Raw genomic sequence first — 14416 nt, 5'->3', positions numbered from 1 at the left:
GGAGGCTAGAGGGCTTCCAGCGTGGTGCGGAGGTCAGTGGCGCGAGGGCGGTTGTGGGGAAGCCTCGCGAGCACGGCGGCCATGCCACAGCTGTCGGTGACGGCGGAGAAGACGAGGCCGGCGCCGACACCCGCGGCCAGCCAGCGCGCGGGCCGCAAGCGGGTTCCGGCGGCGAAACCGAGGACGACAAGAGCCCCGGCGGCGAGCCGCACCTGGCGCTCCATCGGCCAAGCCGTCGGCGCGCCCTCCGAGGGGTGCAGGGGGTGGCCCTGTTCGGCCCAGGCCGTGGTGCCGCCCGCGAGGGTGGCGGCGGGGATGTCGGCGGCGGCCAGCTCGTCGCACGCGGACGCGGAGCGCTTCCCGGAGGCGCAGACCATCAGGAGCTCGCCACGGGCAGCGGCGGCCTTGAGCTCGGGCAGCGCCATGTGCAGGTGATCGACGGGGATGTTGTGGGCTCCGGGCAGGTGGCCGGAGGCGTACTCGCCGGGGCTGCGGACGTCGATGACGGTGTAGCGGTCGAGGCGTGCGGCCGCCTCGGCGGGGGCCAGATCGGTGGGGGGAGTCATGTGGTGCTGTCCTTTCGTCGAGCCAAGGCTCTCACTCCGACGCGGGGGCGATCAGCCGCCCGGCGGGGGCGTCGGACGCATGTCGGCGGTGACCTTGATCTGTCGGCGGTGTGTCGGTGGGGGATGCGACCTTGGGCGGGTCGATCGGTGCTCCCCCTGAGCACGCCACCCCGAACGCCAGGAGCCCACCGTGAATTCCGTATCCCAGAGCCGAGCGTGGGACGTTCACCGGCTGCCGACCGCCGAGGGCAGGAACTTCCTGATCACCGGGGGGAACGCCGGAATCGGTTACTTCGCCGCGGAGCAGCTCGCCGCCACCGGTGCCGTCGTCGTGCTCGGCAGCCGCAACGCCGCGAAGGCCGACGCCGCCATGGCGTCGATCCGCTCGCGCGTCCCCGGCGCACGGCTGCGGCACCTGCGACTTGACGTCGCCGACCTGTCGTCCCTGAAGAGCGCCGTGGACGGACTGGATCTCGCGCATCTCGACGCGGTGGTCCACAACGCGGGGGTCGCGCTCGACGACCCGCCGCGGCGCGAGACCGAGGAAGGGCATGAGCTGATGTTCGCCACCAACCACCTCGGTCACTTCGCGCTCACCCAGTGGCTGGCTCCCCTGCTGTCCTCGGCTCCGGCGGGCCGCGTCGTGACGGTGGGCAGCTTCGCGGCGCGCTCCGAGCGGCTGGACCTGGGCGATCTGCAGTCCTCCCGGGACTACCGGCCCAAGCGCGCCTACGGCCGGTCGAAGCTGGCGCAGATGTGCTTCGGCTTCGAACTCGACCGCCGCCTGCGTGCGGTCGGTAGCACGGTGCTGAGTGTGGTGGCCCACCCGGGCGGCGCCCTGAATTCCCTCACCCCTTCCCGCCCACCGGTACACGCGACGTCCCCCGGCGAGCGGCTGCGGTCCTTGCCCGCCGGGCTCTTGGTGCAGGGCAAGGACGCGGGCGCGTGGCCCGTCGTGCGTGCCGTTCTCGACGCGGAGGTACGGGGAGGTCAGTTGTGGGGGCCGAGAGCCTTCGGCCTGCGCGGCCGGCCACGCCTCGAACCCGTCCCCGCACACATGACCGACCCGGCCGTCGCCGCTCACCTGTGGGCCGCGAGCTGCGAACTGACGGGCACGGACCCCGAACTCGGCTTCGGATAGGAACGTCCGGCCGAAAGCTCTGCGCGCGGCAGGACCGAGCCGGCCGAGCGCCGCGAGCCTGCCCGAAGCGGTCGCGGCCCTCGGCCAGTTCGGCGATGGGGCCGGGGCGCACGCAACCGCCGCCCGGGGCGAAGCGCTTCCCCTGGCCCGTCGCCGTACACGAACAGCGGGACGCCCCGGCCCGCGTCGCGCACAGCCGCCCGCGGCGCACACCGCCGCCCCCAGCGCCGGAGGACGTCAGGGGTTCACGACTCCCGGGTGGGCTCCGCAGCCGCTGTGGCGGCGGTTTTCGCAGTGCGTTGTTCGGCCGTGCGGGTGATGTTGCGGGCCATGCCGCCGAAGACCACTGCGTGGAACGGCGAGACGCTCCACCAGTACGCGTGCCCCAGCAGGCCGTGCGGGTGGAACAGCGCCCGCTGCCGGTAGCGGGTACGGCCCTCGCCGTCCTCCTCCGCGTACATCTCCAGCCAGGCCAGGCCCGGCAGCCGCATCTCGGCGCGCAGCCGCAGCAGCCGCCCCGGTTCGATCTCCTCGACCCGCCAGAAGTCCAGCGAGTCCCCCACCCGCAGCCGCTGCGCGTCCCTGCGTCCCCGCCTCAGGCCGACCCCGCCGACGAGCCGGTCGAGCCAGCCGCGCACCGCCCAGGCGAGCGGGAAGGAGTACCAGCCGTTGTCGCCGCCCACGCCTTCCACGACGCGCCACAGGGCCTGCGGCGAGGCGTCCACGGTCCGTTCCCGCCGGTCGGCGTAGAGGCTGCCGCCCGCCCAGTCGGGATCGGTGGGCAGCGGGTCGCTGGGGGCGCCCGGCAGCGACGCGGACGACCAACGGGTGCTGACCTGGGCGTCCTTGACGCGTTCCAGGGCCAGCGAGAGTGCCCTGTCGAAGCCGATCGGGACGCCGGGCTCGTCGGGGACGTAGCGGGCGATGTCGTGTTCGCGGCAGACGACTTCGTACCGCAGGGACTCCGCGAGGGGCCGGGCGATCGACGCCGGTACGGGGGTGACGAGGCCGACCCAGTGGCTGGAGAGGCGCGGGGACAGCATGGGCACCGGCAGGATGAGGCGGTGCGGCAGCTTCGCCACCGCCGCGTACCGGCGCATCATGTCGGCGTAGGTGACGACGTCGGGGCCGCCGATGTCGAAAGGGCGGCTGACGTCGTCCGGCATGGTGGCGCTGCCCACGAGATAGCGCAGGACGTCGCGCACGCCGATCGGCTGGATCCGGGTGCGCACCCAGCTCGGCGTGACCATCACCGGCAGGCGTTCGGTGAGGTAGCGCAGCATCTCGAAGGACGCGGAGCCGGAGCCGATGATCACTGCGGCGCGGAGCACGGTGGCCGGCACGCCGGACTCCAGGAAGATGCGGCCCACTTCGGCCCGGGAGCGCAGATGCGGCGACAGCTCCTCCTCCGGGACTCCGGCGGGGATGAGCCCGCCGAGGTAGACGACGCGCCGCACGCCCGCCGCGCGGGCCTGCTCGGCGAAGATGCGGGCCGCCGTGCGGTCCGTCTTCTCGAAGCCGCGGCCGGTGCCGAGCGAGTGGATGAGGTAGTACGCGACATCGATGTCCCGCATGGCCGCGCCGATCGACTCGGCGTCGGAAGCGTCGCCCCGCACCACTTCGGCCCGCCCGGCCCAGGGGTGGTCGCGCAGCTTCGCGGGCGAGCGGGCGAGGCACCTCACCCGGTGCCCGGCGTCGAGCAGTTCGGGCACCAGCCGCCCGCCGATGTATCCGGTCGCTCCGGTCACCAGACAACGCAGCCCCTGCGCGCCTTCGCCGCTCTCCATGGGAACCTCCGGCCCTCGGGTAACTCCTCGGCTCCACCATCTCCCGGGGGCGTCCTGCCGCGCACGGCCAGCTAGTTGGCGGTCCGCGGTGCTCGGCGTGCTCGGCCGCCGGACGGAACGGATGACCCGGCCTCCATACCCTCCCCCACCAGGCATAATCACGCTATGCAATCGCTTGACATGCAGTGAGTTACGACGCGTGCCACGATGAGAAAACCAATCCGCCCTCACGAGGAGTGAACTCATGGGCAAGCAAAAGCGGTCCGCCGATCCGTCCCGTCAGACCCCCGGGCGCCAGGAGCCCCCGCAGCGGGGTCAGCGCCCGCAGGACCCGGCGCAGCCGGGCCAGCGCCGCCAGCAGGAGCGTGAAGCGGGCGACGCTCGCGCGCAGCACCGCCAGGGCATGGAAGACGACCTGGTCTGACGCGCGGACCGCGTGATCCCCCGAGGGGCGTACCCAGTTACTGGGTGCGCCCCTCGGCAGTACGTCCGAGGCGGATACCCGATCACTGAGACTCCTCGCCGGGGGTACCCGTCCCCATCAGCGCAGTGATGACCACGTGCCACCGGTCCCCCAGGAGAAGACATGACCACCCCACGCCGCACAGTTGACGAGTCGTACTGGATGGCGACCACGCCCGGCACCGGGTATCCGGCACCCGACGCGGATCTGACGGCGGACGTCGTGGTCGTCGGCGGCGGTATCGCCGGTCTCTGCACCGCCTGGGACCTGGTCCGCGCCGGTCTGGACGTCGTCGTCCTGGAGGCGGACCGGATCGCGGCGGGCGTGAGCGGCTACACCACGGCCAAACTGTCCGCGGCGCACGGCCTCATCTATGCCGGTATCGAGGCGAAGCACGGCGCGGACGACGCCCGGCTCTACGCCCTCTCGCAGCAGGAGGCGGTCGAGCGGACCGCCGCCCTCTGCGCCGAGCTCGGCATCGACGCGGAGCTGGAGCGCGCCCCCGCCTTCACCTACCTCCAGGACCCCGCACGCGTCGACGAGCTGCGGCAGGAGGCGGATGCCGCCCGGCGGGCCGGTCTCGACGCGTCCTTCGTGACCGAGACGGAGCTGCCCTTCGATGTCGCGGGTGCGGTACGCGTCGAGGGCCAACTGCAGTTCCATCCACGGAAGTTCCTCCTTGCCCTGGCCGAGCACATCACCCGCGAGGGGGGACGCATCTTCGAGCGGGCCCGGGTCACGGACCTGCATGACGGCGCCCGGTGCCGGGTCACCACGGAATCCGGTGTCACGGTCGAGGCACGCGACACGGTCATCGCGACGCACTACCCCGTCTTCGACCGCACCCTGCTCTTCACCCGTATCAAGCCCCACCGGGAGCTGGTGATCGCGGCGCCCGTGCCCTCGGACGCGGCGCCCACGGGCATGTACATCACCCCGGAGGGCGGGACGCGTTCGCTGCGCAGTGCCCCCTACGAGGAGGGGCGACGGCTGCTCATCGTCACCGGGGAGTCGTTCGAGCCGGGCGCGGGCGGTGTGCGCGGACGGTTCGACCGCCTGGAGGCCTGGGCGCGCGAGCATCTGCCGCACTTCGCCGAGCAGGGCGACGCCTACCGATGGGCGGCGCAGGACAACGACTCCGCCGACCAGCTGCCGTACGTAGGCCATGCCCACCCCGGCACCCAGCACGTCTTCGTCGCCACCGGCTTCGGCGGCTGGGGCATGAGCAACGGCGTGATGGCGGGGCGCCTGCTCACCGCCCAGATCGCGGGTGGACCACGGCCCGCCTGGACCGATCTGTACGACCCGCGCCGCCTGCCACCCGTCCGCGACGCGGGCCGCATCGCCTCCTACCAGGCGTCCGCCGCGAAGCACTTCATCGGCGACCGGCTGCACACCAGCCACGTCGACTCGCTGACCGACATCCCCCCGGGCAGCGGAGCCGTCGTACGCCTGCAGGGCAAGCGCTGCGCGGTGTACCGCGACGAGGACGGGAACGCCACCGCGCTGTCCGCGCGCTGCACCCACCTGGGCTGTCTGGTGCAGTTCAACGACGCGGAGCGGGTCTGGGAGTGCCCCTGCCACGGCTCACGCTTCGCGACGGACGGCTCGGTCCTGCACGGCCCCGCCACACATCCCCTGGAACCGCGCGAGACCCCGGATTCCCCGGCCTAGGAAAGGTGGACGCCGTGGTGGATGTCGACGGGTTCACCGACCGCCTCGACTACCCGATGTACGTGGTGACGGCGGCTGCCGAGGGCGGTGCGCCGGCCGGTTGCCTGGTCGGTTTCGCCTCGCAGTGCGCGTTGAAGCCGCCTCGCTTCGTGGTGTGGCTGTCCCGGGCGAACCACACGTATCAGGTGGCCCGGGACGCCGCGTTCCTCGGCGTGCATCTCATCGGACGCGACCAGCATCGACTCGCACAACTGTTCGGTGGCGAGTGCGGCGAGCGAGTCGACAAGTTCGCCGACGTCCGCTGGGAGCCGCGCACGGGCGGGGCTCCCGTGCTCATGGACTCCTGCGCCTGGTGGGTCGGCAGGATCGAGCGGCATGCCGACTGGGGAGATCACGTGGGCTTTCATCTCACGCCGGTGGAAGCCGGCGCGGACCCGCCGCCGCACGGGGAGCTGCTGCGCCTGAGCGACGTCACCGACCTCTCCCCCGGCCATCCGGCATGATCCCGGCAGGGCGGCCCGGCAGGACTATCCTTGAGCTTGACAAGGACTCACGGCAGCCTGCGCCCTCAGCTGCTGGAGGTAGCCATGAAAGGCGAACGCCCCGGCCGCCGCGGGCACCCGCAGACGGAGTCGGACCCGCAGACGGAGTCACGCCCGCGGCCGGAGCCCGGCCTGACGAGCGCCGGGCCGCACACGCACCGCGCCCACCGTCTGCGCCACCTGCTCACCTACCTCTACACACCGCTCTTCCTGGCTCTCGCCGTGCTCTTCGGGGTGTGGGCGACGCGTTCCGTGAGCGGCAAACCTCCCAGCCCATGGGCGTTGGCGGGCCTCGCGATCCTCTTCGCTCTCCTCGCCCTTCTCGCCCTGGCCGTCCTCTCGGCCCTGCACCACCGTCACCAGGACCACAAAGGCCCGCGGCACTGAACGAGGAAGGGTGGACATGGCCGGTCAGAAGGCTGCTCAGAAGGCTGTGATGAGGGAACTGCTCAGGACGTCCGGCCGGACGTACGCGGCGGAGGCGGGCATCCGACTGACCGACACCCCTCAGCCGCTCTATCGCACGCTCGTCCTGTCCTGCCTGCTCAGCGCCCGGATCCGGGCATCCGTAGCGGTGGCGAGCACCCGTGCGCTGTACGAGGCCGGGATGCGAGGTCCGCGGCAGATGGCCGACGCCACCTGGCAGCAGCGGGTCGACGCCCTGGGGCGGGGCGGCTACCGGCGCTACGACGAGCGGACCGCGACCCAGCTCGGCGACGGAGCCCGGATCGTGCTCGACGAGTGGGGCGGGGACCTGCGCAGGCTGCGGGAGAAGGCCGACGGCGACGCGGCGGCCCTGGAACGGCTGCTGCGTGAAGTGCCGGGCCTCGGGCCCACCGGCGCGGACATCTTCCTGCGCGAGGTGCAGGACGTGTGGACCGAGTACGCGCCCCGCTTCGACGCCAAGGTGCTGCAAGGAGCCGAGCGCCTCGGGCTGCCCCGGGACACGTCCGCGCTGCTGCGGCTCGCGGGCGAGGAGAAGGCGGGCGTGACCGCCGCGGCGCTCGTCCGGGCCGCCCTCGACCGGAAGCTGGCGGAGGCCGCCCGCGACGCCTCGTGAGGTGTCCCGGGGCCCTCTTCTTCGGGATGCGCCACGCCCCCTCCCGGTGTGCCATGAGAGGAGACCGAAAGGGGTGACGCAGCGATGGCACGTCCGGTGTGGAGCGGGACCGTCACGTTCGGCCTTGTCTCCCTGCCCGTGCAGATGTTCACCGCCACGGACAGCCACACCGTCCGCTTCCACCAGTTGCAGCGCGGCACGTCCGACCGGGTGCGCAACAAACGGGTGAATGAACGCACCGGCGACGAAGTGGCGCTCGACGACATCGTCAAGGCCTACGACGCCGGGGACGAGTACGTACTGGTCGAGCCGGACGAGCTGGACGACATCGCGCCGGGGCGCTCCAAGACACTGGAGATCACGGGCTTCGTCGACCTGGAGGAGATCGAGCCGGTCTTCTTCGACAAGACCTACTACCTCGGCCCGAAGGGCAAGGAGTACGCCAAGGTCTACGCCCTGCTGGAGAAGGCTCTGGCCGAGGCGGACAGAGCAGGGATCGCCACGTTCGTGATGCGCAATCACCAGTATCTGGTCGCGGTGAAGGCCGAGGGCGGTCTCCTGACGCTGCACACCCTCCACTGGGCCGACGAGATCCGTGACCCGCGCAAGGAGATCGACGACCTGCCCGGGAAGACGAAGGTCACCGACCGCGAGCTGAAGATGGCACGCCAGCTGGTCGACACGCTCCGCATCGACTGGAACCCCGACGACTTCCACGACACCTACCAGGAGCAGGTGGCCGCCCTCATCGACGCCAAGCGCAAGGGCGAGAAGGTCGAGAAGGCGGAGCCGGCCGCGGAGTCCACCAACGTCGTCGACCTCATGGATGCCCTCAAGGCAAGCGTGGACCGGGCGAAGAAGCCGGGAGGCTCGAAGAAGTCCGCGGGGTCGAAGAAGTCCCCAGGTTCGAAAAAGTCCGCGGGTTCGCACGCGAAGAAGGGCGCGGGCACGAAGAAGGCGGAGCTCGACGGACTGACGAAGGCCGAGCTCCAGCGCCGGGCCGCCGACGCCGATGTCCCCGGCCGCTCGTCCATGAACCGGGACGAGCTGATCGAGGCTCTACGCGGCGTGCGGCAGCCCAAGGCCTCCTAGGCCGAGGTCAGAAGTCACCCCTGGCAGAGGCAGAAGGGGTGTCCCGCCGGGTCGGCATAGACACGCCAGCCCCGCTTTCCGCCGTTGTCGTCGAGGTCGAGCGGTGTCGCCCCCACGGCGAGTACCTCGTCGTGCGCCTTCTCCATGTCCGTGACGGTGAAGTCGAGGTGCAGCTGCTGCGAATCCGACGCCCCCTGCGGCCACTTGGGCGGCCGGTGGTCCGGTGCGCGCTGGAAGGAGATGCGTGCGCCGCCCGGCACATGCAGGTCGTACCAGTCCTCGTCGTACGGCCGGATCTCACCGCCGAGCACGGCCTGGTAGAACCGGGCCAGTGGCTCGGGCTCCGGGCAGTCCAGCGCAACCAGGGTGTAGGTCGCGATCGCCATGGGCGGTTCGCCTCCCGCGTCTCGAGGTGCAGAGGGGGATCGGGTTCCCCGCTTCTCACCGTAGACCCGCCTCTTCGCCCGTGCCTTTCGCGTAGGCAGTGGCCCCCGTCAGCGCACTGACGGGGGCTTCTTCCGGCTCAGCCGCTCAGGTCCGCCGCGTCCCGCTGCCGCGAGATCGCACGCCGTACCGCCTCGTCGACGTCGGGAAGCGCCGCCTCCAGGTCGCTGAAGACGACGTACTCGACCGTCGCCACCGCGTGCAGCCCGCGGACGAGGAACGCGTACTCCTTGCCCTCCTCGAGCAGCAGCACGATCGGTTTCCCGAAGGCGCTGGCCCAGCCCATCTCTATATGGGTGCCGGGAGAGGCGGGGAGTCCGGGGAAGGCCACGAACACGTCGGCCTTCCGGATCTCCTCCTGGTCGAGCGGGGTGCATTGGGCGGGGGCCATCAGTTCGGCGCCCCATGCCTCACGGCGGTGTGCGTTGTGGACGCTGAACCCGTGCCCCTCGAAGTGCTCGATCAGGGAGGCGAAGGGCGCCCGCGTCCGCGACGGCATCTCGCCGGTGGCGGGATCGAGCAGCTGGAGGAAAGGCCCCGCGAGGAACAGGGTGTCGACGCCGAGTTCACCGGCGAGCTCGCGGGCGGGAGTCGTGGTCATGCGGAGACCTCCTGGTCGGCAGCGGTACGGGGCCATCGGCACAGCATCATCCGGCGGTACAGGGGCGGGAGTTCGTCGAGCAGCTCACGGTCCGTCAATGGCTCGAAGGTCAGTTGACGGTGCAGCTCGAAGAGTCCGATCACGTCCTGCCAGTAGCGGGGCAGGTCCAGGGCGCGCAGCGCGGCGGGGCCGAGCCGGAGCCGGTCGGCGCGCAGTTGTGCCTCGATCCGCAGCACGTCGCGCACGTGCGGCCAGTTGTCCCCTGCGGGCATCGCGGGGAACGGCTCCGAGTCGGTGTCGCCGGCGCCCTCGCGCAGGACCCGTTCCACGAGCGAAGCATCACTGTCGTACACATGCAGGGAGCCCACCTGATGGACGTAACTTCCCACCTCGGCACCCAGCTGTCTGGCGAGCATCTCCAGGAGGAAGGTGAAGGAGAAGACGTCGCTCACCATGCCGCGGTAGGCGTCGTTGGCGCGCATGTAGCCGACCGCGTGCAGCTTCCCCTCACGGAGCATGAACTGCAGGGCGAGGGTGCACGCGACGTCGATGTTGCCCGGTTCGCGCAGCTCGCCCGGGTGGAAGATCTGCACCACCGCGCGTTTGCTGTCCGGGTCGTCCGCCAGTACATCGATGACGCTGCGCCACTGGTCGAGGCCTGTCCCCCGGTAGTCGAATATCCGTGGCCCGTAGGCGGTGCCGGTCAGGGTGGCGCCGTCGGACGAGTACTTGCGCATGCTCGGCGCGTAGTGGGCGACGAGCTCCAGGTCGGCCGAGCCCGACAAATACCAGAGGGCTTCGGCGAAGTTGAAGACCAGGTTGGACCTGCGCCCCGGCAGCGCGACATGGCGCTGCACGGGATCCCGGACCAGGAAGCCGGCGCCCAGTCGCTCACGGCTGGGGAAGCCGCGCGGGGCGTTGCGGAACGCCGCGCCGAGATAGGTGCTGCGCAGCTCCGTCAGGTAGGCGTCCTCGACGGTTTCGTAGGTGCTGTGCACGTGGCCCCCGTCAGTCCTTGTAGAAGCACTGGATGTATGCGTCACCCGAGGTGCCGTACGTGTACTCGGTGGTGGCGTACGCGGTGTACGGGTGCCGCTCCACGCGGATGGTGCGGAAGTGCTCGACGTACTGCCACCGCAGTTCGGGCTTGGTGCTGAAGAAGGGGATGAAGACCCCGCCGGGGCGCAGCGCGCGGACGACCTCCGGCATGGTCTTGCGCCACAGTTCCGCGTCCTTCCACACCTCCATGTCGAGCGCGGGGTCGAAGAACATGCCGTCGATGCTCTCCGTGTCGAGATCGAAGACGCGCTGGAAGAAGTCGCCGCGTTCGATGGAGAGGGTCTCGGGGAGCTTCGGGTGCTGTTCGCGGAACAGGTCTTCGACCTCTCCGAAGAGTTCGAGGACCCGGTGGCTGCGGGTGGCGGGGTGCTCGGCGATGCGCAGGGCCGAGAGGCCGAGGCCGAGGCCCACCTCGTAGAAGTCCTTGCCGTGGCCGCAGAGCATGTCGGCGCTGGCCCACATCAGGTCGCGTTCCCAGGCCTGCATGGCCTGCTCGCCGCCGATGCTGAGGGTCAACTCGCCGTCGTGGTCGATGAGTTCGATCTCGGGCGTGGAGGTCTTCTTCTCGGGGGTCTTCTTCTCGGAGGTCTTCTTCTCGGGGGTCTTCTCCATGACAACCGTCCTTCGTCGGGTGAGTGCCGGGGTGGTGGTCGTGGCGCCTTCTTCAGTCATGGCCCGGGACGACGCCGAAGTGCCGCCGGGCGGTGGAGACAGCGAGGTCCTGCACGGCGAAAACCGTGAAGTAGTAGGCCTGCGGGGCGGTGTCGGGTGCGAACCGCACCTTGAACACGACGTCCCGCGCGTGCTCGTCCGAGGCGCGGACCTTGACCTTCGCCGGTTCCACCGTGGTGTCGTCACGCAGATAGCTCGGCAGGAACAGACCGAGGCGTACGGGGCCGGGGCGGGCAGCGGTGAGGGAGGCGCGCACTTCGAGTACGCCGCCCTGGGTCACCTCGTCGGCCGCGTGGGCGAGGAGCTGCGGCGCGTCGGGAACGCGGAAGGTGACATCGCCGCAGCGCATGCACACCACGCAGAGGGTGTCGAGGACGTGCGGAAGGAGTCCGCGCCTTGCGAACTCCTGGGCGGGACGCCCGCAGTGGCAGACGACCTCGCGCACATCGGGGTCCAGTGAGCTGCGGTCGCCGAAGTGCGCGGGGTAGTTCATGATCTCGTTCTCGGGGTTCTCCGAGACCTGCCCGGCGATCACATGGTCGAGGCTCTGGAGGTCCGCCGAGAGGGAGGAGCGGATCTCGTCCGGTGTCTGGTCGGCGAGGTGGGTGGGCCGGGAGACCAGGAGGTCCACCTTGCGGGCGAGCTTGCCGAGGCGGGGCCGCAGGGAGTGGTTGTGCGGCAGCAGCTCCGAGCCGAGCAGGGCGGAGAGCCGGCGGCCGACGGTGAGGACCAGCGGGTCGGGCGCGTGGTCGGAGGGGGCCGGTGGCGCAGGCGTTTCGTCCGGGCTGCCCGGGAGCCCGAAGCGCATGAACGCGGGGTACGGATGCGAGCCCGCGAGGCTGGCGTTGAGGGTGTCGACGGAGTCGGCGCCGGTGGCGGCGGCGAGCATCCAGGCGACGTTCTCGGGCCGGTCGGAGTCGTGCACGGAGACGGCGGAGACGACGGTGCGGGCCGGGCTGTCGAGGGCGTTGAGCAGGAGTTGGTACTTGGGGTCGTAGAGCGCGAGGTCGGCGAGCGGGCCGCTGTTGCAGGCGCTGAGGACCAGCTCCGTCGCCTCGACCTTGTTGAGCGGGACGAGTTTGTCCTCGGGTTTGTAGCAGGGAAGACCGTAGGCGCAGCGAGGGGCCAGGACGCCCGGCCGGGCGGTCGCGGACTCGTTCAGTCCGCAGATGGTGAACTCGCCGAGGTTGATGCTGTCGTCCTTGCCGTGGCCCTGGAAGACGACGCGGCGCCACTGGGTGCCGAGGATCTCGGCCTGGATGTCGTCGCGCTCGAAGTCACGGTCGTCGAAGACCTTGACCCCGGGGAGCCGCGGCGGCCGGTCGGTGTCCGTGAACAGACCGAGCGCGTCGAGGTCTTCGGACACGTGGGCGTACTGCTTGGCGACGTTCCAGGCCACGGACGCGCCGTCGCGGCCGCTCAGCAGGGAGAGTCCGCGCCGGGCGTCCCGGTAGGTGGCGAGGAGCAGCGGGCGCACGGGGTCGAGGTTGAGCCGGGCGTAGGTGCCCACCAACAGGAGCGTGCCCGGGGGCCGTTCGCGGAACCCGGCGAGGTCGTCCTCGGTGAGCCACTCACGAGCGAGCGGCCGGGCGAGCTCCACGACCCCGTCGGCCAGCTCCGCCCGGCCGAGCACGACACCGAAGTCCAGGGGGGCGGGCCGTCGCACACCGGAGTAGAGGCGCGAGGCGAGCCCGACGCTGTGGACCAGGTCATCCCGCTCGTCGACCGGGACGGGGATCGGCTGCCGGTCCGGGTCGGCAAGGAACTCCCGTACGGCCACGGGGAGATCGGCGAATTTCACCGGACTGAACAGCGCGGTGCCCGATACGGTGCGCGACGGCTCGTGGTGTTGTCGGGAGACGGCAGACTTCATGAAGCGTTACCTCGTGTTCTTACGCTGGCCCTGCGAGGAGTGACGTGCGTGAGGGGCGGACGGCTGTTCGGGAACGGGGGCGCCGGGGGCGGGCGTGCCGCTGCATGCCCGGTCACCGCTCCCCCGCCTCGGTGGGCACGCGGGCCGCTGCCGGGCGTCCCATGAGGCTTCGGCAGGCGAAGGCCACGCAGGCGGCGAGGAGTGACGTGGCGAAGGCGACGGCGAAGACGCCCCGTGGGCCCGCCGGTTCCATGAGGAGGCCGCCCGCCTGCTGGCCGAGCGCGTCCCCCACCACCGTCGCCAGGGACGCCCAGGTGAAGGCCTCCGTCAGCGAACGGCCGTCCGCCAGCAGGCTGACCAGCGTCATCTCGCTCGCGGAGACGAGCGCGATGGGTACGCTGCCGACCGCGAGCGCGAGGGCGAGCGTCAGCTGGGACGTCGCGAGCAGCGGAAGGCCCGTGCCGACGGCGAACGCGAGCACCAGGCGTGGAAAGCGCAGATGCACCGCGACCTCGGACTGGGAGCGGCCGAGCCACAGGGCGCCGAGCGCACTGCCGATGCCCCAACACGCGTACACCAGGCCGGTGCTGCCCTGTGAGCCGTGGTCGTCGACGAAGGCGGGGATGGCCAGCGTCATCAGCCCGATGGGCACGGAGCTGAGCGCCATCACGGCGGTCAGTGCGAGCATCGGCCGAGACCGCAGCGGGCCGAGCAGTCCGCTGCGGCCGGCCTCGTCCACCGGGGCGTCCGCCGCCTTCGTCGCGCCGTCGGTGCCTTCGGGTACGCGGGTGAAGGCGAGCCCGATCGCTCCGGCGCCGCCGATCACCGCGACGGTGGTCAGCGCCGCCCCGGCGGACCCCGTCAGCATCAGTACCGCGAGCATCAACGGCGCCCCGATCACGAGGACTTCGGTGAGCAGCGCCTCCCACAGGTAGGCGGTCTCCCGCTCGTCGTCCCGCAGCGGGAGCCGCGCCCACAGCGAGCGCATGCAGGCGTTCGCCGGGGGGAGCGTGATCCCGGCGAGCACCGCGAGCACCGGCTGCGTCCAGTCGCCCGGCTCGGTCGTCCACACCAGCGCGGCGAGCGCCGCCGGGTAGAGCGCTCCGGTCGCCACCAGGACGGCCCTGCGGCCCCGCCGGTCGACCCGGCGGGCGATGAGCGGACTGCCGAGCGCCATGCCGATGGTGTAGAGGGCGGAGACGAGCCCGGCCTGGGCGTAGCTGCCGCCCTGTTCGCGCACGACGAGCACCATGGCGAGGGACATGAGATAGACAGGCAGCCTGGAGACCACGCTCCACCAGGCGGGTCCCGCGACCTGGCGGCGCGTGAGCAGGGCGACGAGACGGCGGGCAAGACCGTTCGGCTTCACTTCCATGGTTCCTGTTCCGTGGTGATGGTGGTGAGTGCGAACGAGGTCGACCCGGTGTGTACCGGGAGGGCGC

15 protein-coding genes are annotated in these 14416 nt (G+C 71.2%); 7 read left to right on the top strand and 8 right to left on the bottom strand.

Annotated elements, in window-relative coordinates; translation table 11 throughout:
- Window positions 1-5: 5 nt before the first annotated feature.
- Entirely contained in the window at window positions 6-566 is a 561-nt protein-coding gene (locus ACIBCK_RS08330) for a rhodanese-like domain-containing protein (protein WP_399387942.1), read from the bottom strand.
- 190 nt (window positions 567-756) lie between these two features.
- On the opposite strand from ACIBCK_RS08330, the gene ACIBCK_RS08325 reads away from it, so the two are divergent.
- Window positions 757-1707 carry an SDR family NAD(P)-dependent oxidoreductase gene (locus ACIBCK_RS08325; RefSeq protein ID WP_399387940.1) on the top strand — a complete coding sequence of 317 codons (951 nt, stop codon included), beginning with the start codon at window positions 757-759 and terminating at the stop codon, window positions 1705-1707.
- A 245-nt stretch (window positions 1708-1952) separates the two neighbouring features.
- Here ACIBCK_RS08325 and ACIBCK_RS08320 read toward each other — a convergent pair whose 3' ends face one another.
- A complete protein-coding gene (locus ACIBCK_RS08320) occupies window positions 1953-3494 on the bottom strand; it encodes an SDR family oxidoreductase (protein ID WP_399387938.1) in 1542 nt (513 codons plus the stop codon).
- 244 nt (window positions 3495-3738) lie between these two features.
- Between ACIBCK_RS08320 and ACIBCK_RS08315 the strand changes: the two genes are divergently transcribed.
- The 6 genes from ACIBCK_RS08315 to ACIBCK_RS08290 all read left to right on the top strand — a co-directional run bounded on the left by ACIBCK_RS08315 (window position 3739) and on the right by ACIBCK_RS08290 (window position 8325).
- A complete protein-coding gene (locus ACIBCK_RS08315) occupies window positions 3739-3918 on the top strand; it encodes a hypothetical protein (protein ID WP_399387936.1) in 180 nt (59 codons plus the stop codon).
- 162 nt (window positions 3919-4080) lie between these two features.
- A complete protein-coding gene (locus ACIBCK_RS08310; RefSeq protein WP_399387934.1) occupies window positions 4081-5631 on the top strand; it encodes an FAD-dependent oxidoreductase in 1551 nt (516 codons plus the stop codon).
- 14 nt (window positions 5632-5645) lie between these two features.
- Window positions 5646-6134 (top strand): flavin reductase family protein, encoded by a 489-nt coding sequence (locus tag ACIBCK_RS08305; protein WP_399387933.1) that lies wholly within the window; start codon window positions 5646-5648, stop codon window positions 6132-6134.
- An 84-nt stretch (window positions 6135-6218) separates the two neighbouring features.
- Entirely contained in the window at window positions 6219-6560 is a 342-nt protein-coding gene (locus ACIBCK_RS08300; protein WP_399387931.1) for a hypothetical protein, read from the top strand.
- Window positions 6561-6576: 16 nt separating this feature from the next.
- The gene (locus ACIBCK_RS08295; RefSeq protein WP_399387929.1) at window positions 6577-7233 is read left to right on the top strand and encodes an endonuclease; all 657 of its coding nucleotides are present in this window, start codon (window positions 6577-6579) and stop codon (window positions 7231-7233) included.
- 84 nt (window positions 7234-7317) lie between these two features.
- Window positions 7318-8325: a Ku protein gene (locus tag ACIBCK_RS08290; RefSeq protein WP_399387928.1), complete on the top strand. Its 1008-nt coding sequence runs from the start codon at window positions 7318-7320 to the stop codon at window positions 8323-8325.
- Window positions 8326-8339: 14 nt separating this feature from the next.
- Here ACIBCK_RS08290 and ACIBCK_RS08285 read toward each other — a convergent pair whose 3' ends face one another.
- From ACIBCK_RS08285 to ACIBCK_RS08260, 6 genes are all read right to left on the bottom strand, one after another.
- On the bottom strand, window positions 8340-8711 hold the full coding sequence (locus ACIBCK_RS08285) for a VOC family protein (RefSeq protein WP_399387926.1): 372 nt from the start codon (window positions 8709-8711) through the stop codon (window positions 8340-8342).
- Between the two features lie 137 nt (window positions 8712-8848).
- On the bottom strand, window positions 8849-9370 hold the full coding sequence (locus tag ACIBCK_RS08280) for a nucleoside 2-deoxyribosyltransferase (RefSeq protein WP_399387924.1): 522 nt from the start codon (window positions 9368-9370) through the stop codon (window positions 8849-8851).
- Complete coding sequence (locus ACIBCK_RS08275) at window positions 9367-10368, bottom strand: thymidylate synthase (protein WP_399387921.1); 1002 nt, start codon at window positions 10366-10368, stop codon at window positions 9367-9369. Before ACIBCK_RS08275 ends, ACIBCK_RS08280 begins: the two co-directional genes overlap by 4 nt.
- Before the next feature lie 10 nt (window positions 10369-10378).
- Complete coding sequence (locus ACIBCK_RS08270; RefSeq protein WP_399387919.1) at window positions 10379-11041, bottom strand: class I SAM-dependent methyltransferase; 663 nt, start codon at window positions 11039-11041, stop codon at window positions 10379-10381.
- Window positions 11042-11093: 52 nt separating this feature from the next.
- The gene (locus ACIBCK_RS08265; protein ID WP_399387917.1) at window positions 11094-12974 is read right to left on the bottom strand and encodes a hypothetical protein; all 1881 of its coding nucleotides are present in this window, start codon (window positions 12972-12974) and stop codon (window positions 11094-11096) included.
- A 112-nt stretch (window positions 12975-13086) separates the two neighbouring features.
- On the bottom strand, window positions 13087-14349 hold the full coding sequence (locus tag ACIBCK_RS08260; RefSeq protein ID WP_399387915.1) for an MFS transporter: 1263 nt from the start codon (window positions 14347-14349) through the stop codon (window positions 13087-13089).
- Window positions 14350-14416: the final 67 nt, after the last annotated feature.

Source organism: Streptomyces sp. NPDC051218 (assembly GCF_044455475.1).
Classification (GTDB): Bacteria; Actinomycetota; Actinomycetes; order Streptomycetales; family Streptomycetaceae; genus Streptomyces.
This window is presented reverse-complemented; position numbering and strand designations above follow the sequence as displayed.

Coding starts and splice junctions, on each gene's coding strand:
- ACIBCK_RS08300 (WP_399387931.1), top strand. CDS start 6,219: ATGAAAGGCGAACGCCCCGGCCGCCGCGGGCACCCGCAGACGGAGTCG.
- ACIBCK_RS08270 (WP_399387919.1), bottom strand. CDS start 11,041: ATGGAGAAGACCCCCGAGAAGAAGACCTCCGAGAAGAAGACCCCCGAG.
- ACIBCK_RS08330 (WP_399387942.1), bottom strand. CDS start 566: ATGACTCCCCCCACCGATCTGGCCCCCGCCGAGGCGGCCGCACGCCTC.
- ACIBCK_RS08320 (WP_399387938.1), bottom strand. CDS start 3,494: ATGGAGAGCGGCGAAGGCGCGCAGGGGCTGCGTTGTCTGGTGACCGGA.
- ACIBCK_RS08315 (WP_399387936.1), top strand. CDS start 3,739: ATGGGCAAGCAAAAGCGGTCCGCCGATCCGTCCCGTCAGACCCCCGGG.
- ACIBCK_RS08290 (WP_399387928.1), top strand. CDS start 7,318: ATGGCACGTCCGGTGTGGAGCGGGACCGTCACGTTCGGCCTTGTCTCC.
- ACIBCK_RS08285 (WP_399387926.1), bottom strand. CDS start 8,711: ATGGCGATCGCGACCTACACCCTGGTTGCGCTGGACTGCCCGGAGCCC.
- ACIBCK_RS08280 (WP_399387924.1), bottom strand. CDS start 9,370: ATGACCACGACTCCCGCCCGCGAGCTCGCCGGTGAACTCGGCGTCGAC.
- ACIBCK_RS08310 (WP_399387934.1), top strand. CDS start 4,081: ATGACCACCCCACGCCGCACAGTTGACGAGTCGTACTGGATGGCGACC.
- ACIBCK_RS08265 (WP_399387917.1), bottom strand. CDS start 12,974: ATGAAGTCTGCCGTCTCCCGACAACACCACGAGCCGTCGCGCACCGTA.
- ACIBCK_RS08260 (WP_399387915.1), bottom strand. CDS start 14,349: ATGGAAGTGAAGCCGAACGGTCTTGCCCGCCGTCTCGTCGCCCTGCTC.
- ACIBCK_RS08295 (WP_399387929.1), top strand. CDS start 6,577: ATGGCCGGTCAGAAGGCTGCTCAGAAGGCTGTGATGAGGGAACTGCTC.